18 protein-coding genes are annotated in these 22,227 nt (G+C 71.4%); 6 read left to right on the top strand and 12 right to left on the bottom strand.

What is annotated here, in order from left to right:
• Positions 1 to 43: 43 nt before the first annotated feature.
• Positions 44 to 991, top strand: coding sequence for a 5'-3' exonuclease H3TH domain-containing protein (locus tag ACGFIO_RS05150; protein WP_392822206.1), 948 nt, complete (start codon positions 44 to 46; stop codon positions 989 to 991).
• Here the strand turns inward: ACGFIO_RS05150 and ACGFIO_RS05145 are convergent.
• On the bottom strand, positions 981 to 1,097 hold the full coding sequence (locus ACGFIO_RS05145) for a zinc-binding dehydrogenase (RefSeq protein ID WP_392822592.1): 117 nt from the start codon (positions 1,095 to 1,097) through the stop codon (positions 981 to 983). The genes ACGFIO_RS05150 and ACGFIO_RS05145 overlap by 11 nt on opposite strands.
• A gap of 65 nt (positions 1,098 to 1,162) precedes the next feature.
• Positions 1,163 to 1,936 (bottom strand): type I methionyl aminopeptidase, encoded by a 774-nt coding sequence (gene map, locus ACGFIO_RS05140; protein WP_392822205.1) that lies wholly within the window; start codon positions 1,934 to 1,936, stop codon positions 1,163 to 1,165.
• An 85-nt stretch (positions 1,937 to 2,021) separates the two neighbouring features.
• On the opposite strand from map, the gene ACGFIO_RS05135 reads away from it, so the two are divergent.
• The 3 genes from ACGFIO_RS05135 (at position 2,022) to ACGFIO_RS05125 (ending at position 3,925) form a co-directional block, all read left to right on the top strand.
• A complete protein-coding gene (locus tag ACGFIO_RS05135; RefSeq protein WP_392822204.1) occupies positions 2,022 to 2,288 on the top strand; it encodes a helix-turn-helix domain-containing protein in 267 nt (88 codons plus the stop codon).
• A 64-nt stretch (positions 2,289 to 2,352) separates the two neighbouring features.
• On the top strand, positions 2,353 to 3,375 hold the full coding sequence (locus ACGFIO_RS05130) for a methyltransferase (RefSeq protein WP_392822203.1): 1,023 nt from the start codon (positions 2,353 to 2,355) through the stop codon (positions 3,373 to 3,375).
• Positions 3,347 to 3,925, top strand: coding sequence for a hypothetical protein (locus ACGFIO_RS05125; RefSeq protein ID WP_392822201.1), 579 nt, complete (start codon positions 3,347 to 3,349; stop codon positions 3,923 to 3,925). The genes ACGFIO_RS05130 and ACGFIO_RS05125 overlap by 29 nt, the downstream gene beginning before the upstream one ends.
• Before the next feature lie 402 nt (positions 3,926 to 4,327).
• Here ACGFIO_RS05125 and ACGFIO_RS05120 read toward each other — a convergent pair whose 3' ends face one another.
• The 4 genes from ACGFIO_RS05120 to ACGFIO_RS05105 form a co-directional block, all read right to left on the bottom strand.
• On the bottom strand, positions 4,328 to 4,828 hold the full coding sequence (locus tag ACGFIO_RS05120; protein ID WP_392822200.1) for an NUDIX hydrolase: 501 nt from the start codon (positions 4,826 to 4,828) through the stop codon (positions 4,328 to 4,330).
• 158 nt (positions 4,829 to 4,986) lie between these two features.
• The gene (locus ACGFIO_RS05115) at positions 4,987 to 5,145 is read right to left on the bottom strand and encodes a hypothetical protein (RefSeq protein WP_392822198.1); all 159 of its coding nucleotides are present in this window, start codon (positions 5,143 to 5,145) and stop codon (positions 4,987 to 4,989) included.
• 40 nt (positions 5,146 to 5,185) lie between these two features.
• Complete coding sequence (locus ACGFIO_RS05110) at positions 5,186 to 6,589, bottom strand: MFS transporter (RefSeq protein ID WP_392822590.1); 1,404 nt, start codon at positions 6,587 to 6,589, stop codon at positions 5,186 to 5,188.
• Positions 6,590 to 6,661: 72 nt separating this feature from the next.
• The gene (locus tag ACGFIO_RS05105; RefSeq protein WP_392822195.1) at positions 6,662 to 8,563 is read right to left on the bottom strand and encodes a discoidin domain-containing protein; all 1,902 of its coding nucleotides are present in this window, start codon (positions 8,561 to 8,563) and stop codon (positions 6,662 to 6,664) included.
• A gap of 23 nt (positions 8,564 to 8,586) precedes the next feature.
• Between ACGFIO_RS05105 and ACGFIO_RS05100 the strand changes: the two genes are divergently transcribed.
• Both ACGFIO_RS05100 and ACGFIO_RS05095 read left to right on the top strand, forming a co-directional pair.
• Positions 8,587 to 9,630, top strand: a complete 1,044-nt coding sequence (locus tag ACGFIO_RS05100; RefSeq protein ID WP_392822193.1) for a Gfo/Idh/MocA family protein — start codon at positions 8,587 to 8,589, stop codon at positions 9,628 to 9,630.
• Between the two features lie 55 nt (positions 9,631 to 9,685).
• Positions 9,686 to 12,721 (top strand): putative bifunctional diguanylate cyclase/phosphodiesterase, encoded by a 3,036-nt coding sequence (locus ACGFIO_RS05095; protein ID WP_392822192.1) that lies wholly within the window; start codon positions 9,686 to 9,688, stop codon positions 12,719 to 12,721.
• Between the two features lie 87 nt (positions 12,722 to 12,808).
• On the opposite strand, the gene ACGFIO_RS05090 is transcribed toward ACGFIO_RS05095, so the two are convergent.
• From ACGFIO_RS05090 to ACGFIO_RS05065, 6 genes are all read right to left on the bottom strand, one after another.
• A complete protein-coding gene (locus ACGFIO_RS05090) occupies positions 12,809 to 13,588 on the bottom strand; it encodes an ABC transporter ATP-binding protein (RefSeq protein ID WP_392822189.1) in 780 nt (259 codons plus the stop codon).
• A gap of 28 nt (positions 13,589 to 13,616) precedes the next feature.
• Entirely contained in the window at positions 13,617 to 14,405 is a 789-nt protein-coding gene (locus tag ACGFIO_RS05085; protein WP_392822187.1) for an ABC transporter permease, read from the bottom strand.
• A gap of 319 nt (positions 14,406 to 14,724) precedes the next feature.
• Positions 14,725 to 15,756: an ABC transporter substrate-binding protein gene (locus ACGFIO_RS05080; protein WP_392822185.1), complete on the bottom strand. Its 1,032-nt coding sequence runs from the start codon at positions 15,754 to 15,756 to the stop codon at positions 14,725 to 14,727.
• Positions 15,757 to 16,007: 251 nt separating this feature from the next.
• Positions 16,008 to 18,959 (bottom strand): family 16 glycoside hydrolase, encoded by a 2,952-nt coding sequence (locus ACGFIO_RS05075; RefSeq protein WP_392822183.1) that lies wholly within the window; start codon positions 18,957 to 18,959, stop codon positions 16,008 to 16,010.
• 159 nt (positions 18,960 to 19,118) lie between these two features.
• Positions 19,119 to 21,149, bottom strand: coding sequence for a PhoX family protein (locus tag ACGFIO_RS05070; protein ID WP_392822181.1), 2,031 nt, complete (start codon positions 21,147 to 21,149; stop codon positions 19,119 to 19,121).
• Between the two features lie 174 nt (positions 21,150 to 21,323).
• Complete coding sequence (locus tag ACGFIO_RS05065) at positions 21,324 to 22,214, bottom strand: hypothetical protein (RefSeq protein ID WP_392822179.1); 891 nt, start codon at positions 22,212 to 22,214, stop codon at positions 21,324 to 21,326.
• Positions 22,215 to 22,227 lie beyond the last annotated feature (13 nt).

Genomic DNA, 22,227 nt, shown 5'->3' with positions numbered 1-22,227 from the left:
AGCTTAACGAACGTTAGGCTCCGGGGGCACTAGGCTCGGCGCCATGTCTGAACGCCGACCGCCGTTGCTCGCCGTGGACGCGCCGAGCCTGTACTTCCGCGCCTTCCACGGCATCCCCGAGAAGGCCGCCCAGACCAAGGCGGGCGAGCCGGTCAACGCCATCCGGGGCTTCATGGACATGATCGCCCAGCTGATCCGCACCCGGCGGCCCGATCGCCTGATCTGCGCGCTGGACGCGTCGTGGCGGCCGGCCTGGCGGGTCGAGCTGGTGCCCTCGTACAAGAAGCACCGGGTGGCCCACGGCGACGTCGAGGAGGTGCCGGCGGCGCTCGAGAAACAGGTCCCGGTCCTGCTCGACGTGCTGGCCGCGGTCGGCATTCCGGCCTTCGGCGTCGACGGGTACGAGGCCGACGACGTGCTCGGCACCCTGGCCGCGACCCAGCCCGCCCCGGTCGAGGTCGTCTCCGGCGACCGCGACCTGTTCCAGCTGGTCGACGACGAGCGCGGCACCCGGCTGCTGTACTGCGGGCGGGGCGTGGCCAAGCTCGAGGACGCCGACGACACACTGGTGCGGCAGAAGTACGGCGTGCCGGCCCGCTGGTACGCGGACTTCGCGGCGATGCGCGGCGACCCGAGCGACGGGCTGCCCGGCGTACCCGGCGTCGGCGAGAAGACGGCCGCGCGGCTGATCAACCGGTACGGCGGGGTCGAGCACATCCTGGCCGCCCTGGACGACCCCGACAACGGCTTCGCCCCGGGCCTGCGCGGCAAACTCAAGGACTCGGCCGAGTATCTGGGCCGTGCGCTGCCGGTGTGCAAGGTGGCCCTGGACGTGAAGCTCCCCGGCTTCGACGCCACCCTGCCCAAGGCCCCCCAGGACGACGAGAAGCTGCTCGAACTGGCCGAACGCTGGAACCTGGCCGGTTCGGCCCGCCGCCTGGTCGACGCCCTGGCCGGCCCGTCCGACCAGGGCGCGCCGCTCAGGGGATGAGGACGAGCTTGCCGGTGACCCGGCGGTTCTCGAGCCGGCGGTGCGCCTCGGCCGCGTCGAGCAGCGGCAGCGTCGTGACCTCGGGCGTGATGGTCCCGTCGGCCAGCAGGACATGTCAAAGTTACCGACGCCTGGCCTCAACTCACACAGTTGAGACCGGTCATCACTCGCCTAGTTCCCGGCCCGGCGGGTCAGGACGCGCGGGCCCTCGGCGGTGACGGCGATCGTGTGTTCGGAGTGGGCGGTGCGGGAACCATCGGCGGAGCGGATGGTCCAGCCGTCGGCGTCGTACCTGATCTTGTCGGTGGTGCGGCAGAGCCAGGGCTCGATGGCCAGGGTGAGGCCGGCTTCGAGCTTCATGCCCCGGCCGGCCCGGCCGTCGTTGGCCACGTGCGGGGCCTCGTGCATGGTCCGGCCGATGCCGTGGCCGCCGAACTCGCCGTTGACGCCGTAACCGTACGAGCGGGCGACGCCGCCGATGGCGGCGGAGATGTCGCCGATCCGGCCGCCGGCCCGGGCCGCGCCGATGCCGGCCTCGAGGGCAACTTCGGTCGCCTCGATCAGTTCGAGGTCCTCGGGGTCGGGGGTGCCGACGACGAAGGAGTACGCCGAGTCGGCCGCCCAGCCGTCGATGGCCAGCGCCATGTCGATGCTGACCAGGTCACCGTCCCGCAGCACGTAGTCGTGCGGGAGGCCGTGCAGCACCGCGTCGTTGACCGACAGGCACAGCACGTTGCGGAACGGGCCGCGGCCGAACGACGGGGCGTAGTCCCAGTAGCAGGAGTCGGCGCCACGCTCCTCGACCCGGCGGCGGGCGTGGTGTTCGAGGTCCATCAGGTTGACTCCGGCCGCGGCCACCTCGCTCAGTTCGGTGAGCAGTTCGCCGACGAACTGGCCGGTCACCGCCATCCGTCCGATCTCCTCGGCGGACTTCAGCTCGATCACGACAGACTCCCTCCCCGGTATTTCTATACCGGTATTTTTATACCACGCACCTCCCCGGCGCCGCCGAAAGGGCTATCCTGCTGCCATGGTTCGCCAGCCCCTCACCGCCGAGCAGATCGCCGCCGGCCAGCGCCTCGGCACCGCCCTGCGGGCCGCACGCGGCCGCCGTAGCCTGGTCGAGGTGGCCCTGGCCGCCGGCATCTCACCCGAGACGCTGCGCAAGATCGAGGCGGGGCGGCTGTCCGCACCCGCGTTCGGCACCGTCGTCGGCCTCAGCCAGGCCCTCGACGTGCCGCTCGACGACCTGGCCGACGTCTGGCTGGCCGCCCTGCCCGTGCACCAGGCATCCTGAGCGGCGCCGTCACTCCTCCGGGTCCTGAGTCCGACAACCCGCGACGCCGAGCAGGGGGAACGACATGACCGACGACATGTGGGCCGTAGCCGACCTGGTGACGCCGATGGCCGTGCGGGTGGCGGCGACCCTGCGGCTGGCCGACCACATCGCCGCCGGGGAGCACTCGCCCGCCGCGCTCGCGGCCGCGGTCGGCGCCGACCCGGACGCGCTCGAACGAGTGATGGCGCACCTGGTCACCGCCGGCATCCTCACACCGTCCAACCAGCTCACCGCCCTGGGTGAGAAGCTGCGCTCCGACCACCCCGAACAGATGCGCGCCTGGCTCGACATCGAAGGATCGGTGGGGCGGGCCGAGCTGTCGTTCGTGTCGCTGCTGCACACGGTACGGACCGGAGAGGCCGCGTTCCCGCAGTTGTACGGCCGGGACTTCTGGACCGACATGGCCGCCGACCCGGCCCGGGCCGCCTCCTTCGACGCGCTGATGGGCGGCCGGCTCGAGGACGACGCGGCGGCGGTGGCCGCGGCGTACCCGTGGGAACCGCTCGGGCATCTCGTCGACGTCGGCGGCGGCAACGGGACGCTGCTGATCGCCATCCTGCGCGAGCACCCGTCCCTGCGCGGGACGGTCGTCGACCTGGCCGGTCCGGTCGCGCGGGCGACCGCGGCCATCGCCGAGGCCGGGCTGGCCGATCGGGCCACCGCCGTCGAGGGCAGCTTCTTCGACCCGCTCCCGCCTAACGCCGGCGGCTACCTGCTCTCCGGTGTGCTGCACGACTGGGACGACGCGTCGGCCGCCCGGATCCTCCGGCAGTGCGCCGCCGCGGGCCCGGCCGGCAAGGTGATCGTCGTCGAGGACAACATGCGCAGGGCCGTCGCGACATCCGGCGACCTGCGAATGCTCTGCTATGTGCGCGGCCGTGACCGTACGCTCGACCAGATGCGCGAGCTGGCCCGGTCGGCCGGGCTGGCTGCCGGCCCGGTGACGCCCGGCGGCACCCGGCTGATCGCCGAATATTCGGTGGTCCCGGTCCACGTTGGGCTGCCACCATCCGAGGATGCTGGTCACGCTCACCCGCCGGCCTGACGGCTCCACTCTGGCGACCATCCGCCGCGGCGACGGCGTGGTCGTCGGCCTGCCCGGCCACGACCGCCGGCACCGCATCCCGCACGACCTGGCCCACCTGGTCGCCGAACGCGAACTCGGCATCCGCGACGGCGTCTTCGGCTCGATCGCCAGCGGCGGCATGTTCGACAACATGCACGTCGTCGCCGGCCGCCCCCGCCACGATGCCGCCGAACGCAGCAAACGCCTGCTCGACAGCAACAAGCGCTGGCTGGGCATCGCCGAGCTGATGGCCGACGCGGTCCAGCACGCCGCCGAGTCGGGCATTCCGGCCGACGCGGCCTTCGCGGCCCGCCGCTTCTGGACGGCCTTCAACACCGAGCCGTTCCCCTGGGCCGACGCCGACCTGGCCGGCGCCGTGACCGTCCTGATCGGCCTGGCCGAGACGTTCGGTGACACTGGCAAGCTGGAGATGCCCTGGCCGGCGCGACTCACCAAGCCGGTGCCGCCCCCGTCCACCGGCGTCCACCGCAACCGCCGCGGCCGCACCACCACCCGCGCCCGCTCATGACACGGCCGTCTTCCACAGGCCAGGCCACCGCCCGCACCCGCTCACCCCACGAGCCGCCTTCCACGGACCGGGCCACCGTCCGCGCCCGCTGACCAGCCTCCTTTCACGGACCGGGCCACCGTCCGCGCCCGCTCACCACACGAGCCGCCTTCCACGGACCGGGCCACCGTCCGCGCCCGCTGACCGGCCTCCTTTCACGGACCGGGCCACTGTCCGCGCCCGCTCACCACACCGGCCGTCTTCCACGGGCCGGGCCACCGCGGACGTCCGCTCATCACGCCGGCCGGCACCGGCCGCTTTCCTGGTCCGAGCTCTGATGATCCGAGCTGGACCGGGGCCGGCTCTCATGGTCCGAGCAGGACCGGGCCGGCTCTCATAGTCCGAGCAGGACCGGGCCGGCTCTCATAGTCCGAGCAGGACCGGGCCGGCCGGTGCCCCGGCCGTGAGCAGTTCGGTCAGCGGCGTGGCCAGGTCACGCGGCGAGAACAGGTCCGATCCGGTGTAGCCGTTGATCTCGGCGAGCCGCCACCAGCGGAACCCGGCGATGTGCTCGGCGGCGAGCTGGTCGTCGGTCAACGCCCCGCGAGGCTCGAAATGTGTGACGCGCACGAGGAAGTAGTCGTTGACGATGCCGTCCAGGCCCGGCGTGAGATCGGCGACGACAACCTGGTGCCAGACGTGCGGCGGGTCGGCGTCGATGGCCAGGCCGGTTTCCTCGATCAGCTCGCGCCGCAACGCGGACAGCCCGTCCTCACCTGGTTCCACGCCGCCGCCGGGAGCGGCCCACACGACCTCTGCTCCGTCCGGGACCGCCGGGTGCGGGAAAACGAAGCGGCACAACAAGACCCGGTCGTCCTCGTCGAGGACGATCGCGCGGACGGCGGCTCGAAGCTTCAGCGACACGGCGGGCTTCCTGATCCTGTGCTGGGGTAGGCCGGGGAAACCCTACTGTCCCGAGCCGGCACCGACTGGGACATGGCCGGCCTGCGGTACGCGACGGGTCAGGCGCTGCCGCAGCCAACCGGCCCGCTCCCCCGTACCCGACAACCGGCAGGAACGGCTCACGCAGCCGGGCCACCGTGCGGGGTGAAGCGCTGCCGCGCGAGCGCCGGCCGGAACGCCCGGTCCCGCAGCAGCGTGATGAGCGATCCGACGGCGTACGCGGTGATTTTCTGGCGCGGCTGGGCCGGCACGACGAGGCGCGCCCATCCGACCACCATGGCCCGCAGCCGCCGGGCCCCGGTGAACGGCGCCGGCGCCTCAGGCTTGGCCGGCCGGCTCGGGTTCGCGCTGGTGGTTGGCGTCGCGGCGGGAGGCGATCACGTCGGTGACCGCCGCGGCCAAGGCGACCAGCACGAAGCCGATCGCCACGAGCAGGGAGGACCGCAGGGCCCGGCCCCAGTCGTTGCCGGAGCTGGCCAGCTGGGCGAAGAACACCGTCCCGGCCGCCGCGATGCCGACCGCGGTGCCGATGCGCTGGCCGATCTGCAGGACGGCGCCCGCGCTGCCGGCCCGCCGGACCGGGACCTCGGACAAGGTCAGGGTCTGGTTGGGCGAGATGACCAGGCCGCTGCCCAGGCCGGCGATCAGCAGGGGCGCCGCGGCCAACCAGGGGCCGTTGTCGCCGGGCGCGGCCGCCAGCACCAGCACCGTGGCGGCCAGCCCGGCGGCGACCGTGATCAGCCCGGCCATCACCAGCGGCCGGCCGAACCGGGCCACCACCCGGCCGCCCAGCGCCGACGCGACCGCCGCGCCGACCGCGAACGGGGTGACGGCCAGGCCGGCCGCGAGCGCGCTGAACCGGTGGCCGTTCTGCAGGTAGAGGGTGTAGACGAAGAACAGCGCCGGGAAGCCGGCGAAGTAGAGCATGCCGATCAGGGCGCCCAGCGCGTACGAGCGGACCTGGAACAACCCCAGCTCGATCACCGGTGTCGAGTGCCGGCCATGGCGGCGTTCCCACAGCACGAAGCCGGCCAGGATGGCCAGTGACAGCGGGATCAGCAGCCACTTGGCCGGGCCGTGCCACTCGCGCTCCTGCACCAGGGGAAGCAGCAGCACCAGCACGCCCACGCCGAGCAGGACGACGCCGAACGGGTCGAGGCTGTCGCGTTCCTTGGTCTCGGCCTTGGGGATCCAGCGCAGCGCCAGGATGATCGCGAGGATGCCGATGGGCACGTTGATGTAGAAGATCCAGCGCCAGCCGTCGGACGGGCCGAACGCGGCGATCAGCACGCCGCCGAGCAGCGGGCCGACCGCGGTGGAGACGCCGATGGTGGCGCCCAGCAGGCCGAACGGGCGGCCCCGCTCGCGCGGCTCGAACAGCTGCTGGATCAGGCCGGACACCTGCGGGTTGACCAGGCCGGCGGCGGCGCCCTGGATCAGCCGGGCGACGACCAGCCAGGTGGCGCTCCGCGCGAGCCCGGCCCCGGCGCTGGCCAGCGTGAACAGGGCGACGCCGGTGACGAACATGGGACCGCGGCCGCGGGCGTCACCGATGCGGCCGGCCGGCACCAGCAGCAGGCCGAAGGTCAGGGCGTAGCCGGACAACACCCATTGCAGCTCACCAGCGGTCAGGTGCAGGTCGGAGCGGATGGCGGGCAGGGCGACGTTGACGATGCTCACGTCGAGCAGGGTCATGAAGCCCGCCACCAGGGCGACGGACATCGCCTTCCAACGGTTTCGGTCGGTCACCCTCGCCACCTGCCCCAGCCCGCTCGTCACAAACCGCGACGGCGGTCACGGCCGCCGATAGAGTCGCACGTCGGCGACGCTCCACCAGTTGGGTGCCGACGCCGTGGTGGTGACGCGTAGCCAGCGGGCCTTGGTCCGGGGGACGTCGATGTCGGTGAGCTGGCCGGAGCCGGTGCCCGACGCGACCGGGCGGAAGGTGGTGCCGTCGGTGGAGACCGAGAGCGACCAGCCGCGGGCGTAGTCGCCCAGGTTGCCGCCGCTGTCCAGGGCGACCCGGTCGAAGATGGCCGGCCGGGCCAGGTCGACGGTCAGCGACTGGCCGGGCTGCTGGGCCGCCGCGGTGGTCCAGCGGGTGGCGGCGTCACCGTCGACCGCCTCCGCGGCGTCCGAGGAGATGCCGGGTGTACGCACGGGAAGGTACCGGTCGTCGAGGCGGCGGTCGCGGGGCCAGACGAAGGTGGCCAGCGCCCCGCCCGGCAGCGTGTACTCGAACTGCCGGTCGCCGGAGCGCACCGCGAACGTACGCGGGTCGTCGTTCTCGTTGTGCGCGATCAGCGACGTCGACCCGTCGGGGTTCCGGAACGCCACGTCCATGAACTGCCCGTTCCACCCGGTGGTGCCGAACGAGGTGCTGCCGATCCGGACCGCCCCGGGCGGCACGAACCTGGCCGCGTGACCGATCGTGAAGTACTCGGCGTCACGGGTGACGCTGCCGTCCGGTTGCAGGGTGAGCAGGCCGGTGCAGGTGCCGCAGCCGCCCAGGTGCGGGCCGCCGGTCGAGTCGAGGGCGATGTTCCAGTTCACCGCCGACCGCGCCCAGTTGCGCGTGGTGCCGATGATGATGTTGCGGGCGTGCCAGGTGAGGGTGCCGCGGAAGATCTGCTCGGGGGTGTCCCCGGCGCCGTGCGAGCCGGAGCACTCGGTGAACCAGATGCCCTTGCGCGGGAATGCCTGGTGCAGGGCGGTCATCGCCGACGGGTCGCCCGAATAGCAGTGGTACGCGGTCCCGGCCAGCCACTTCGCCGCCTTGGTGCGCAACAGCCGGTAGGGGTAGTCGGTCTCCGGGTCCTCGCCGGGCGGGGTGGTGCCGACGTCGCCGGGGTGGGTGGTCCAGTTGTGGTCGTACCCGAGAATCTTGGTCGCGAGGCCGGCTGCCTGGAGCTTCGGGCCGAGCGCGGCGATCACCGCGGCCTCCTGCCGCACGGGCATGTCGGTGCCGGGGTAGCCGCCGTCGTGCCGGTTCTGTGGCTCGTTCTGCACGGTCAGATAGTCGACGGGTACGCCCGCCCGCCGGTATGCCAAGACGAACCTGACCAGGTATCGCGCGTAGGCGTCGTAGTATCGCGGCTCGTCGATCAACCGGCCGCCGACCAGCGAGTCGGTGGTCTTCATCCAGGCCGGCGGGCTCCACGGCGTGGCCAGCACGGACAGCCGCGGGTTGAGCTGCCGGGCCCGGCGCAGCAGCGGCAGCACCAGTGCCTCGTCGTGGGCCACGCTGAAGTGCCGCAGCGCGAAGTCCTTCTCCCCCGGTGCGACGTCGTCGTACGTGTAGTGCCGGGCCGCCGCGGTGAAGTCGGACGACCCGATCGGTTGGCGCAGGAAGCTCACCCCGATGCCCTCGGCCGGGCTGAACAGCGACTCGAGCGTGCCCGGCGGCATCTGGGCCAGCACCGACGCGGAGGAGTCGGTGATCGACGCCCCGAAGCCGTCCATGGTCTGGAACCGCTGCGAAGCGTCGAGCACGATCGTCGGCGCGGTCGACCCGGTCGTCCCGAAGGTGACCGGCGCGCGCTCGTGCAGCTGCTCGGCGCGGTCGGGGGTGGTGACCCAGACCCGTGCCTGTGGCTCGGCCGCCTCGTGCCGCTGCTCGGCGCGGTCGGGGGGCTCGGCCGCCTGGACGGGGGCGGCCTGGGGCAGAACCAGGAGCGCGGCGAGCAGGATTCGCATGACCGTCAATCTAGTCTCGCCCTATGACATCTTTCGTGGTCGTCGGCGCCGCCTGGCGCGCCGAGATGTTCTGGCGGATCGCCGGGCTGATCCCGGGACTGGAGTGCCTGGGCGCGGTCGTACGCACGCCGCGCGAGCTGCCGGTGCCGAGCCTGAGCTCACTGGACGACGGCCCGCGCCCGGACTTCGTGGTCACCGCCGTCCCGTGGGACACCAATCCGGAGGTGGTCCGCGCGGCGGTCGAGCGCGGCCTCCCCGTGTTGTCCGAGACCCCGCCCGCCCCGGACGCCGACGGGATGCGCTCGCTCTGGGCCGACGTCGGCGCGAGCGGCCTGGTCCAGGTGGCCGAGCAGTACCTGATGGTCCCGGCGCACGCCGCCCGGCTGGCCGCGGTCCGGGCCGGGGTGATCGGCACGCCGACCCAGGTCCAGGTGTCGTCGACGCACATGTATCACGCGATCTCGATGATGCGCGGATTCCTCGGCGTGCAGGACGGCCCGGTCACGGTACGGGCCACCCGCACCACCGCACCGCTGGTCGACCCGCTGACCCGGGACGGCTGGACCGGCGACGACCGGCCCCGACCGGCGACCACCACGTTCGGCGTGCTCGACTTCGGCGACGGACGGTCCGGGGTGTACGACTTCACCGACAACCAGTGGCACAACCAGCTGCGGTTCCGGCGGCTGCTGGTCCGCGGCACGCACGGCGAGCTGCGCGACGACGAGGTGGTGCGGCTGCTCGGCCCGGAGACCGTCGCGCGGACCCCGATCACGCGCCGGCAGACCGGCTACGACCTGGACCTGGACGGCTTCGACACCGACCACATCACGCTGGGCGACCGGGTGCTTTTCCGCAATCCGTTCCCCGGGCGCCGGTTCATGGACGAGGAGATCGCGATCGGCACGCTGCTGACCCGGATGGCGGCGTGGGTGCGCGGCGAGGGCTCCCCTCCGTACCCGCTGGCCCTCGGTTTGCAAGATCATCTGTTGGCGCTGGCGGTCGAGGAGGCGGCCCGGACCGACCGGACGGTCGTCACGTCGAGGGAGGCGTGGGCTCAGGAATGAGCGACGCCGTCCGATCTTTCCGGTGAACGGGGTGGTCGCCGGATCGGAGTGACGGATGCGGGCGCGGGTGGCGCAGTGGTGCTTCGCGGCCTGGATGGTGCTGCTCACCGCCGTGTACTACGCGTGGCCCGAGGGACACGTGTTCACCTGGAGCTCGATCGCGGCGTCGAGCGCGGCCGCCATCGTGGCCGGCATCTGCTGGCACCGGCCCCGGCGCTGGATCGCGTGGGCGCTGGTCGCGGGGTCGGTGGCCTGCTTCGCCGCCGGTGACACGATCTACTACGTCCAGCAGCTGAGCGGCACGCCGCCCTTCCCCGGCCCGGCCGACCTGCTCTACCTGGTCGTCTACGTGCTCCTCGCGGCCGGGTTGCTGATCTTCGTACGCGCTCAGGCCGGCGCCGGCAGCAACCGCGCCGCCCTGCTCGACGCCCTCGTGCCCACCGTCGGCCTCGGCCTGCTCTCCTGGGTCTACCTGATCGCGCCGTACACCCGGGCCGACAACCTGTCGCTGATCGAGAAGGTCGTCTCGGTCGGCTACCCCCTCGGCGACGTGCTGGCCCTGGCCATTCTGCTGCGCCTGCTCGTGGCCCCGGGCCGCAACCCGCGCTCGCTCACCCTGCTGTCGCTGAGCGTCATCGGCCTGTTCGGCTCGGACGTCGTCTACGGCCTGGCCCGGCTGGACACGGCCTGGGACACCGGCGGGCCGACCGAGATCGGCTGGGTGCTCTACTACCTGTTCCTCGGCCTGGCCGGCCTGAACCCGTCGATGACCACGCTGGGCACCCGCCGCGAGGTCGCCGGGGACGTCGAGGCGGGCGGCCGCCGGCTCGCCTTCATGACCGTCGCCGCGCTGGTCGCCCCGGCCGTGCTCTACATCGAGTACCTGCAGGACAAGCTGGCCGACGCCCCGGTCATCTCCGGCGCCGCGGCACTGATGTTCCTGCTGGTGCTGTCCCGGGTCGGCGGGCTGATCACCGCGCAGCGGCAGGCCGCGGCGCGGGAACGGGCACTGCGCGAGGCGAGCGCGACGCTGTTCTCGGCGGCCACGTTCGACGACGTACGGGGTGCGCTGCGGGCCGCCATCGACAAGCTGATGCCGTCCGGCCGGCCGTACGAGCTGGTGATCACCGAACGGGAGGCCGGCGAGTCACCCGCGGAGGCCGTCTTCGGGCTGGTCCCGGCGGCCGAGGTGCCACCCGACGTGCCGACCGACGGCTACCAGACCGTCCTCTACGGCGTGGTGCCGCTGCCCGGGACGCCGCCCCGGCTCGGAGTCGCCGCGCTGGGCGCCCCGGTCGCCGTGCTGCGCATGGTCCAGCCGTCCTTCGAGACGCTGTTCCAGCAGATGTCCGTGGTGCTGGAACGGATACGGCTGACCCGGGAGGTGCACCAGCGCGACAGCGAGGCCTATTTCCGTACGCTGATCCAGAGCGCCTCGGACGTCATCCTGATCGTCGGCGACGACCAGACCATCACGTACGCCAGCCCGTCCGCCGCCACCACCTTCGGCCACACCGAGCTCACCGGCCGGCCGCTGTCCACCATCGTCGCCGACACCCACGCCACCGAGCTGGCCGACCTGCTGGCCCAGGTCCGGGTGGGCGGCGGCGCCACCATCGACGGCGCCGACCTGACCGCGGTGTGCGCCGACCGCCGCCTCCTGCAGGTCGAATGCGACGCCCGCGACCTGCGCGACGACCGGACCGTCGGCGGCGTGGTCCTCACCCTGCGGGACGTCACCGAACGCCGCCGCCTCGAGAACGACCTGGCCCACCAGGCCTTCCACGACGGGCTGACCGGGCTGGCCAACCGGGTGCTGTTCCGCAACCGGCTGGAACACGCCTTCGCGCTGGCCGAACGGGACGGCTCGGCCATCGGCGTGCTCTTCGTCGACCTCGACGACTTCAAGGAGGTCAACGACACGCTCGGGCACGCGGTCGGCGACCAGCTGCTGGTCGCCGCGGCCAAGCGGATCGCCTCGACCATCGGGGCCGGCAACACCGCGGCGCGGATGGGCGGCGACGAGTTCGCGATCCTGATCGAGCACAACGACGACCCCGGCGCGGCCGAGGACGTGGCCGCCCGGATCGTGTCCGCCCTGTCCGTGCCGGTCGACCTCAGCGACGGCCTCGGCGGCCTGTACGTGGTCAGCGCCGCGGCCAGCGTCGGCGTGGCCGTCAGCCGGGACGCGAGCAGCGCCACCGAGTTGCTGCGCCACGCCGACATGGCGCTCTACCTGGCCAAGGGCGCGGGCAAGGCGACCTGGCAGCCGTACCGCAGCGACCTGCACTCGGCCATGAAGGAACGGCTGGAGATGCGGACCGCGCTGCACGAGGCCGTCGACGCCGAACAGTTCGTGGTGCAGTACCAGCCGATCGTCGACCTGTCCGGGCGCACCCTGGCCGGGGTCGAGGCGCTGGTCCGCTGGCAGCACCCGGTCCGGGGCCTGCTCGGGCCGCAGCACTTCATCGAGCTGGCCGAGGAGAACGGCGCGATCACCGGCATCGGCGCGTGGGTCATGCGCGAGTCGCTGCGCCAGCTGGTCGAGTGGAGCCCCGCCGGCGGCGACGCGCCCGGCTATGTCAGCGTGAACGTGTCGGCCCGGCAGTTCCGCTCGGCCGGGTTCGTCGGGCAGGTGCGCGAGGCGCTGACCGAGACCGGCGCCAAGCCCCGGCAGCTGCTGCTGGAGATCACCGAGAGCCTGGTGCTGCGCGACGCCGAGCAGGTGTGGGAGGACCTGCGCGAGTTGCGGGCCCTGGGCGTTCGCATCGCCATCGACGACTTCGGCACCGGCTACTCGTCGCTGAGCTACCTGCGGCAGATGCCCGTCGACGTACTGAAGATCGACAAGTCCTTCATCGACGACATCCTCGGCAGCGCGCAGCAGCGAGCCCTGGTCAACGCGATAGTCACGCTGGCCCGCAACCTTGACCTGGCCGTGGTCGCCGAAGGCATCGAGGATGCGGAGCAGCACGCCCTGCTCGAGCGCATGGGTTGCCCATACGGTCAGGGCTATCTGTTCGCCAGGCCGGTCTGGCCGGACGTCGTCACCGGGTGGATCAGCTCCAGTCCCGCCATCTTCGGCGGATGAGGACCCGCGACAGGGCGGGTCGGTGCTCCCCGCTCGGCGTCAGGCGGACACGACGAGCGAGCGTCCCGGACGCTTCGGGCGATGTCCCTAACGGACGGCGGGGCGTGCCGGATCGCCGACGTCCAGGAGCAGCTCGTGCAGCTCGGCCGAGGCGGCCGCGACCTGGTCCATGTGGGCGTTGTGCCCGAACGAGCGCGGCCGCGGGATCGGCACGTCGACGACCTTGTTGAGCCGGCCGGGCCGGGCGCTGAGCACGGCGACCCGGTCAGCCAGCAGCACGGCCTCGGGGATCGAGTGGGTCACGAAGACGATCGTGGTGCCGAGCTCGATGTGGATGCGCTGGAGTTCGACCGCCAGTTCCTCGCGGGTCAGCGCGTCCAGCGCCGAGAACGGCTCGTCCATGAGCATGACCTTGGGGTTCTGGATCAGGGCCCGGCACAGTGCGACGCGTTGCTGCATGCCGCCGGAGAGCTCGTGGGGCAGCTTGCCGGCGAACCCGGTCAGGCCGGTCATCTCCAGCAGCCGTTGGGCGTGCTCGCGGTGTTCCGAGCGCCGCCGGCGGAAGATCTCGATCGGCAGGAGCACGTTGTCCAGCACCGAGCGCCAGGGCAGCAGGGCGGGCCGCTGGAAGACCATGGCGACGTCGCGGCGCGGGGCGGTGACCTGTTCGCCGGCCACGGTGACCGCGCCGGCGCTGGACTTGAGCAGGCCGCCGATCAGCCGCAGCAGGGTCGACTTGCCGCAGCCGGAGCGGCCGATGACGGCCAGGAACTCGCCGGGCGCGATGGTCAGGTCGATGTCCTTGAGTGCCTCGACTCGGCCCCGGCGGCCGCGGAAGGTCTGCGACACGGCGTCAATGTGGATCACTGGATGCTCCCGATGCCGGAGGTGGCCGTCACGACGCGATCGCCCGGGCCCAGGGCGCGAGCAGCCGCTCCACGGCGGCGACGAGGTAGAACAGCAGGACCCCGGCGATGGCCAGCAGCACCAGGGCGGCGAAGGCCAGCGGGGTGTCGGAGTTGGCGCCGGAGCCGACGATGACCGAGCCGAGCCCGGTGTCGGGGCTGACCACTTCGCCGATGACGGCGCCGATGATGGCGAGCGGGGTGGCCACCTTGATTCCGACGAACATCTGGGGCAGCGCCCAGATCAGCCGGATCTTGACGAAGGTCTGCCACCACGACGCCTTGAGCGAGCGGGCCAGTTCGGCCAGGTCGGCGGGGGTGGAGGTGAGGCCGGCCATGGTCGACACGATCACCGGGAAGAAGCTGACCAGCACGACCATGACGATCTTGGGGGCGTTGCCGAAGCCCATCCAGACCAGCAGCAGCGGGGCCAGCGCGACCTTGGGGATGGCGTTCACGGCGGCCAGCAGCGGCATGGTCATCCGCTCGACGGTGCGGGAGGCGGCCAGGATCACGGCCAGCAGCAGGCCGCCGGCGACCGCGATGCCGAACCCGATGAGCACCCGCTGGAAGGTCCGCCAGGTCTCGTTGAGCAGGTACCCGGGGTCGCGCAGGAACGCGTCGAGCACGTCCGGCGGCGACGGCACGTAGAACGGGTCGATGTGCAGGGCGCGGGTGAGCGCCCACCACAGCGCGACCGCGATGACGGCGCCGAGGACCGGGAGGAAGCCGTTCCGCCAGGTCTGGGTGAGGCGGGATTCGGCGGCCGAGTCTGTCATGTGTTCCGCTCCGTCTGGGAGGTGCGTGTCCGGGCGCGTGGGGGGGGGGGGGGGGGGGGCCCCCCCCCCCCCCCCCCCCCCCCCCCCGCCGCCGGGGGGGGGGGGGCCGCGGCCCCCCCCCCCCGGGGGGGGGGGCGGCCGCGCCCCCCCCCCCCCCCCCCGCCGCCGCCCCCCCGNNNNTACGCGCGGGGCGGGGGGGGGGGGGGGGGGGGGGGGGGGGGGGGGGGGGGGGGGGGGGGGGGGGGGGGGGGGGGGGGGGGGGGGGGGGGGGGGGGGGGGGGGGCGCCCCCCCCCCCCCCCCCACTGCGAGCCACCGAGGTCAGGACTTCGGGATGAAGCTGAAGTCAGCCACCTTGTCGGGGGTCAGGCCGGCCGGCATCAGCCCGGCGGCCTGGACGGCCGCGATGCTACGGGTCACCCGCTGCTCGTCCATCAGGCCGGTCGCCCCGGCGTTGGGCGGGGTCACGTACGGCTTCATCGCGTTGATCTCGCCCATGGCGGCCGGGATCGCGGCGGTCGGCTCGGCCTTGTTCAGGATCTGCGCCGCCTCGTCGGGGTGCTGGATGGTGTAGTCCAGGCCCTTCATGGCCGCGTTGACGAACTTCTGGACCAGCTCGCGGTCCGACGAGATCAGCGCCGGCTTGGTGATGATCGCGTTGCCGAAGAGGTCGGCCAGGTAGTCGCTGTAGGGCATCACGACCACCTCCTTCTTGGACACGTTGGCCAGCGCCGTCTTGCTGAGCAGGAAGGTGCTGAGCGCGTCGACCTGACGCTTGGCCATCAGGCCGTTCAGGGCGGTCGGCTGGGCGCCCTGCATGGTGACGCTCTTGGGGTCGAGACCGGCCGCCTTGGCGTACGCCGGGAAGAGCAGCTCGCTCACCGAGCCTTTACCGGTGGCGATCTTCTTGCCGGCCAGATCGGTCGGCTTGGTGATCTTGGTGTCGGCCGTGGTCATGATCGACACCAGGGTGCGCTGGTGCACCGCGGCCACCGCGCGCCAGTCGGGGAACTTGCCGGTGCCGGCCTGGATCTCGGCGCCGGTGAAGTCGAGCGCCGCGAACTGGACCTTGTCCGCCTTGAGCAGCGTCAGGTTCTGGACGTTGCCGGCGCCCTTCTGGATGTCGACGTCGATGCCGGCTTCCTTGAAGTAACCCTTCTCCTTCGCGACCCAGATGAAGGAGTCCCGGCCGACGGCGCCGAAGGCGGTCACGTAGCCGACCTTCTTCAGCGCCCCGCCTGAGGACCCGGGGTCGCCGCTGTCCTTGTCGTCCGAAGAGGAACACCCCGCGACGGCAACCGCCAGGACGGCCGCTAAGACGACCGCCGACGACGCGCGGAACTTTTTGATCATGTCAAGCCTTTCAAGGGGAAGCCCAAGCTCGGTCCGGCGCCCGCCACGTTCGAGGTCGTGGGCAAATCGACCCCTTATCGCCCCGTTCACACGAAACGCCCCGCGAAGGATAGATCATCACGGATTTGGGTCTCGATCGGGTCTGGTGTCGACAAGATCGTAGATAAGATCGTTGACAATCGCTAGATCCCAATACATGCGGAAAGGCCGCCGCCCACGAGTTCGTGGACGGCGGCCTCCCGGCCGGACGGTCAGGAAACGGTGGGCTCGATCCACACGTTGCGGTACTGGACCTTGTTGCCGTGGTCCTGCAGGCGGATCGCACCCGTCGAGGGTCCCTCGGGGATGTTGCCGCCGGTGCCGCGCGGAAGCTCGATGTTGTCCTGCACCTTGACGCCGTTCCAGATCACGGTGATCCGGGCGTTCTCGGTCTTGGTGCCGGACGCGTCGTAACGGGCCGCACGGTAGGTGACGTCGTAGGTCTGCCACGTCTCGGGCGCGGTCGCCGCGTTCACGTCCGGTGCCTTGATCGTGTACATCGCGCCGGCCTCGTTGTTGTCCAGCGTGGTGTCACCGTACGAGTCGAGGATCTGCAGTTCGTAACGCTCCTGCTGGTAGACGCCGCTGTTGCCACGGTTCTGGCCGGTGACGTCCGGGGGCAGCAGCGGGACCTTGAACTCGACGTGCAGCTTGTAGTCCTGGAACCCCTCCTTGGTGCGCAGGTCACCGCAGCACACCTCGTAGGCGCCGCCGCCGGCCGACGGCCACTCCGGGTACCGGCCGTCGGTGTGCTGCCAGTTGTCCAGGCCGGTGCCGTCGATCAGGTTGATCCGCTCGCCGGGCTTGCGGATGCTGAGCGCGTCGAGGTTGACGTGGCCGGTGTCCTCGAAGTCGACCCGGTAGGTGATCGTGTTGTCACCCCGCTGCAGCGGGAGCGTCTCGGTCGCGGTGGCCCAGTCGTCCCACGTGATGGTGGTCGGCAACGACACCTGCTTGATCTTCTTGCCGTTCACGTAGACGCTGACCGTCTTGGTGCCGCTGAACGGGTTGGGGCCGTTGGAGTAGCGCAGGCCGACCGCGTAGTCGCCCTTCGCCTTCACGTTGACCTTGGTGTTGACCTGGGCGTTCATCGTGCCGAAGTTGGCCACGAAGCCGGTGCCGGTGTAGGCGCGGTGGTCGTTGGCGTAGACCGCCCCGCCCTTCTTCTCGCCCGACTCGACGTCGTAGAAGACCTCCTGCTGCGGGGTCACGCCGGGAATCTCGTTGAGCGTGTACCAGGCTTCGGTGCTCCACAGCGACTCACCGTTGCGGGCCGCGAACGGCCGAGGCGAGCGCAGGTGCACCACGCGGTTGCGCTTGAGGCCGGCCACGGTCAGCTTGACCGTCTTCTTGTCGGCCGAGATCTCGGCCCCGGTGACCCGCAGCTGCTCCTCGTCGACCTTCGGGCCGCCGTACTGCTCGGTCGGGACGTAGCGCCACTGCGACAGCTGGTACGCGCTGGGCAGCTTGGCGATCGTCTCGTCGTTCAGCGGCCGGGTGTACTCGATCTTGAAGCCGTCGGCCGTGGCGCTCATCGTCTTCATGTCGAACACGTTGGTGCCGTTGGGTGTGAGCTTCTGCAGGCCGAACTTGAGCTTGCCCTCCTGGCCCCAGTTGCCGACGTCGCCGATGCCGCCGACGTAGAGGTCGCCGTCCGGGCCCATCGAGACCTCGTTGATGCCGGCCTCGAGGCCCTGGGTGTGCCGGAACAATGCGCCCTGCTCCTGGCCGCGCACCGTTTCGAGGTACGCCCGCTGCAGGCCGCCGTAGGTGACGTCGCCGATCACCATTTGCCCGGCGTACGGGCCCTTCTTGAGCAGCACGGGGGTGCTGGGCGAGTTGGCGATCTCGTTCTGCGGCATCCACAGGACCGGCCGGGTCACCGGGTTGGCGTCGAACTCGCCGTCCGGGTTGGTGTAGTGGCCGTAGAAGTCGCCCTGCTCGATCTTCACCAGCTTGGACGACGGCAGCCAGCCACCCTGGTTGTCGGTGACGTAGACCGCGCCGTCGGAGCCCCAGCCGATGCCGTTGGGCGTACGCAGACCGCCCGCGACCCGGGTCACCTTGCCGGTCTTGCGGTTCACGACCAGGCTGACGCCCCGCCCGGGCGAGCCCTGCGGATCGGTCGTGGCGCCACCCAGATTGATCGACACCGAGAGGTTGAGGTAGAAGTTGCCGCCCTTGTAGAGCAGGCCGAACGCGAACTCGTGGAAGTTCCCGTCGTAGGGGAAGGTCGCGACCGTGCGGTGGGTGTCCAGCACCTCGTCGCCGTTGGTGTCGGACATCTCGGTCAACTCGTGCTTCTGTGTCACGTAGGTCAGGCCGTCGACGTACGCGATGCCCATCGGCTCGTTCAGACCGTCGGCGATCTTGGTGTACGTGACCTGCTCCGGCGAGGTGGCGCCGGTGACGTGGTCGAGCAGGTAGACCGCACCCTGGCGCTTGTCCGAGCCGCCCCAGGTGGAGACCAGCAGCTTGCCGTCCGGCCGCCAGGCCATGCCGCTGACGGTCGGCTCGAAGCCGGCCGGGCGCAGGTTGGTCAGCGTGTAGCCGGGGAACACGTCGGTCAGGGGCAGCCCGTCACCGGGCGAGTCGGCGCCGGTGCCGCACTCCTTGTGGCCGGGCGCGGTCACCCGGACCACGTCGGCGTCGGTGCTGAGCACGGTGTTCGGCACCAGCGTGAAGTCGGACGCGCCGGGCGGCTGCCAGGCCAGGGTCAACTGCTGCCCGCCGCCGCGCTCGAAGTGCTCGATGCGCAGCGAGTGCAGGCCCTCGGTGAGCCGGACGGTGCCGTCCTTGGGCTCGGCGCCGTGCAGCCCGTCGTGGTCGATCACCAGCTTGTCGTCGATGTACAGCTTCGAGCCGTCGTCGCTGGTCATCCGGAAGACGTACGACCCCTCGGGCACCGTCAGGTTGGCCAGGACGTGGGTGAGGAAGTTGTCCTCGAACCCGAACTGGTCGGCGGTGGTCCAGTCGATGCTCTGCATCAGCTTGTCGACGTTGGGCGTCTGGCTCGGCTTCAGCGTGCAGATGTTGTTCAGGGGACCGACGTCGTAGGTCCGCATCGTGACGCCTGGTTGCTGGGGTGGTAAGTCATCGGCGTACGCGGGCGCCGCGAGGGCCAGCGACCCCACGACGGCGGTGACGAGCAGAGGACGGATCATCGGCGCTCCCCGGTTGTTACACGAGAGATTCGGATTGATGAACATGTTGGTCCACTAACGACGCCACGTCCATATCTTTCCGCGTATGTAAAAGAACTTTTCTCTCCGCAGCCGAAAGTCGCGCCATATGAGGGTTTCGCGTTGAATGCACAGACCTGGTCAGCTCCCGACCGGGCCGCCGTCCAGCCGCCAGGAGACCACCACACCGGGCTTGGCGAAGTCGCCGTCCGGCCAGGTCGAGGCCGGATTGTCCACGGTCGCGCCGGTGATCTCCCCGGGGTGCTGGACGGCCACGAAGACCGAACGGTCGTCCGCGGTGAGGAACGGGCCACACGTCTCGGCGCCCGGCGGCACGGTCAGGAACTGCTTCAGATGGCCGCGTTCGGCGCCCTCCAGCGGGGTCGCGAACAGGCCGTCGTTGCTGCCCAGCGCGTTGCCGTCGGTGGCGATCCAGAGGTTGCCGACCGAGTCGAAGGCCACGTTGTCCGGGCACGAGATCGGAGAGACCTTGGTCTTGTCGTAACCGGCGAAGTACGTCGCCGGGTCGGTCGGGTCACCGCACACGATGGGCAGCGCCCAGGTGAACGTCGTACCCGTGTGGTCGCCGTTGTCCTCGGTGATCTCGAAGATGTGGCCGTGCTTGTTGGCGACGCGCGGGTTGGCCTCGTCCACCCCGGGGTTCGTACCCACGCCGCGGTTGGAGTTGTTGGTCATCGCGGCATAGATCTTGCCGGTACGCGGGTTGGGCTGGACGTCCTCGGGCCGGTCCATCCGGGTCGCGCCGACCGCGTCGCCGGCCAGCCGGGCGTACGTCAGCACCTCCGGCAGGCTCATCCCGGGCACGTGCGACCGGCCGGGCGACGCCAGCGGGATCCACCGGCCGGTCCCGTCGAAGGCGCCGTCCGACGGCAGCCGCCCCGACCCGTCGATCTCGGCCGGCGGACTGTCGCCGGTGACCTTGGCGACGTAGAGGGTGCCCGACTCCAGCAGGGTCAGGTTGTGCCGGCGGTCGCCCGGGCGATACCGCCCGGCGCTGACGAACTTGTACAGGTAGTCGAACCGCTCGTCGTCGCCCATGTAGGCCACGACCTGACCGGACCGGGCCACGATCACGTTGGCGCCCTCGTGCTTGAAGCGGCCCATCGCGGTGTGCTTGCGCGGCGTGGAGTGCGGCTCGTACGGGTCGACCTCGACGATCCACCCGAAGCGGTGCGCCTCGTTCGGGTGCCGGGCCAGGTCGAACCGCTCCTGAGCGCGCTCCCAGCGCCGCGACCCGCTCGGATAGCGGGCCGTCGTGGTGATGCCGTAGCGGGCCATCGACGGCTTCAGGGCGGCCGGCACCGCGTCGCCGCCGACGAAGTACTGGTTGAAGTTCTCCTCGCCGGACAACACCGTGCCCCACGGGGTGACGCCGCCGGAGCAGTTGTTGAGCGTGCCGATCGCAGTCGTGCCCCGGGGGTCGGCCGCGGTCCGCAGCAGCGGCGACCCGGCCACCGGCCCGTCGAACCGGAACGGGGTCTCCAGCATGCTGAAGCGCCGGTTGTAGGAGCGGCGGCCCCGGGTCACCACCCGCCACTCCCCCGTCCGAGCGACGCGCTCCAACTCGACCACCGACATGCCGTGTGCCGCCATCGCCACGCGCACCTGCTCGACGGTCAGCGCCTCCTGCGTGGTGAAGCCCGGGAACATCAGCTCCTCGTTGGTGTACTCGTGGTTGGACACCAGCAGCGCCCGGGTGCGGTCGAGCGGCAACACGGCGAGGAAGTCGTTGTTGAAGCCGAACTGCTGGAGCTGCCGCTCGGCGGTCTGGTGGTGCACGTCGAGGGCGGGGGCGCCGGGCCGGATGGGGTCACCCCAGCGGATCACCACGGCGTGGTCGTAGCCGTTGGGCACGATCACGGTATCGATCTCGTTCGGCGGGATGGGCTTGAAGGTGAGGTCGCCGGCCGCCGGGGGCGCGGCGGTGGCCGGCTCCGAGGTGGCGCTCTCGACCGTCACCCCGGCGCCGAGGACGACCGCGCCGGCCGCACTCGCCCGCAGCAGGCCTCGGCGGGAGACCAGATCGCCGAGGTACGGGTTGCCCGAATTGTTGGGCACGGGATGGTCGCAGGCGTTGCCGCAGCGGTAGAGGCAGGTCATCGGATCGCGGCCGGGAGAGCCGAGCAGGGGCAGGAACCGTCGGTCAGCCATGGACCGACGTTAATGCCCCGTTCACTCTGGCGAAACCTCAACGCCGGACTCCGTTGCCTCCCCACACGGCGATTCCCTCGACGACCCGGCGGAAACGGTGTCGAACACGATCCGCACCTGGCCCTGGAACGCGCCAATCGGCTGGTGCCACCTCGACGTCCCCGTGCGGCTGAGCTAGCCGGTGACGGCGTCGAACAGGGACGCGGCGTCGGTGCGGACCACAGGGTCGCCGGGCCGGGTCGTGCTGCGCAGCGGGTCGGGCCGCACCGGCACGGCGTGCAGGTCGGTCAGCAGCCAGGCCCAGATGCCCTTGGTGGTCCAGGCCGGTACGAAGTCGAGCTCCACATCGGTGGTGCCCCGCACGAGCGCACCGACCGGCGCCTCGGTGCCGGTGACACAGGACGGTGCCACCTCGACGACCCGGACGGCGATCAGGGTGTGCTTGTCGTTCGACTCGATGATGCGGGACTTCTGGTGGCGGAGCTGGACCCCGTTCACCGCCTGGCAGTCGTGGACCTTCTGGTTGAGGGCGATGATGCCGGCCGCGGCACGGCCGCCCAGGTGGATCTCGCCGACCCGGATGCCGGGCTTCTCCGAGGTGAGCAGGCGCTGGTAGCGGTCGAGGTAGGCGATGGACAGGTCCGGCCCGGGCTTCAGGGTGTCCACGGGCAGGTCGGCGGCGGGCCCGGTGGCGGCGGGCGGGCTCGGGACCGCGGCGACGCCGGGCGCCTCGCCGCCACCAGAAACGTCGGAGCCGTCGGACTCGTCGGCGCCGGCCTGGTTCTCAGGGCAGAGGTCGCCGTCCGGCTCGGCGCACAGACGGTCGAGCAGTCCCGGCGGGGCCTGCGGTTGGTCCCGGGCGACGGTGGAGATCATGCTGGATGCCGCGATCCCCCCGAAGCCCAGCACGGCCAGAATGCCGACGACGACCACGATGATGCCGCCGACGCTGAAGCCGTTCTTGGCCGCCTCGGGCGCACGGGGTCCAATGGAGACCGCCGGGGGCGGCGGCGAAGACGCGGGATGATCGGGCTCCGTGGACACGGGCGGTTCGGGATGAGACACGGCAGAGCATTAT

Origin of the sequence: Actinoplanes sp. NPDC049265, from assembly GCF_043197135.1 — a bacterium.
Taxonomy (GTDB): Bacteria; Actinomycetota; Actinomycetes; order Mycobacteriales; family Micromonosporaceae; genus Actinoplanes.
This window is presented reverse-complemented; position numbering and strand designations above follow the sequence as displayed.

What these genes read in the sequence shown, in the direction of transcription:
- ACGFIO_RS05125 (WP_392822201.1), top strand. Translation starts at nt 3,347, where the DNA reads ATGCTGGTCACGCTCACCCGCCGGCCTGACGGCTCCACTCTGGCGACC.
- ACGFIO_RS05085 (WP_392822187.1), bottom strand. Translation starts at nt 14,405, where the DNA reads ATGACAGACTCGGCCGCCGAATCCCGCCTCACCCAGACCTGGCGGAAC.
- ACGFIO_RS05095 (WP_392822192.1), top strand. Translation starts at nt 9,686, where the DNA reads ATGCGGGCGCGGGTGGCGCAGTGGTGCTTCGCGGCCTGGATGGTGCTG.
- ACGFIO_RS05130 (WP_392822203.1), top strand. Translation starts at nt 2,353, where the DNA reads ATGACCGACGACATGTGGGCCGTAGCCGACCTGGTGACGCCGATGGCC.
- ACGFIO_RS05150 (WP_392822206.1), top strand. Translation starts at nt 44, where the DNA reads ATGTCTGAACGCCGACCGCCGTTGCTCGCCGTGGACGCGCCGAGCCTG.
- ACGFIO_RS05135 (WP_392822204.1), top strand. Translation starts at nt 2,022, where the DNA reads ATGGTTCGCCAGCCCCTCACCGCCGAGCAGATCGCCGCCGGCCAGCGC.
- ACGFIO_RS05115 (WP_392822198.1), bottom strand. Translation starts at nt 5,145, where the DNA reads ATGGTGGTCGGATGGGCGCGCCTCGTCGTGCCGGCCCAGCCGCGCCAG.
- ACGFIO_RS05100 (WP_392822193.1), top strand. Translation starts at nt 8,587, where the DNA reads ATGACATCTTTCGTGGTCGTCGGCGCCGCCTGGCGCGCCGAGATGTTC.
- ACGFIO_RS05105 (WP_392822195.1), bottom strand. Translation starts at nt 8,563, where the DNA reads ATGCGAATCCTGCTCGCCGCGCTCCTGGTTCTGCCCCAGGCCGCCCCC.
- ACGFIO_RS05070 (WP_392822181.1), bottom strand. Translation starts at nt 21,149, where the DNA reads ATGGCTGACCGACGGTTCCTGCCCCTGCTCGGCTCTCCCGGCCGCGAT.
- ACGFIO_RS05075 (WP_392822183.1), bottom strand. Translation starts at nt 18,959, where the DNA reads ATGATCCGTCCTCTGCTCGTCACCGCCGTCGTGGGGTCGCTGGCCCTC.
- ACGFIO_RS05110 (WP_392822590.1), bottom strand. Translation starts at nt 6,589, where the DNA reads ATGTCCGTCGCCCTGGTGGCGGGCTTCATGACCCTGCTCGACGTGAGC.
- ACGFIO_RS05080 (WP_392822185.1), bottom strand. Translation starts at nt 15,756, where the DNA reads ATGATCAAAAAGTTCCGCGCGTCGTCGGCGGTCGTCTTAGCGGCCGTC.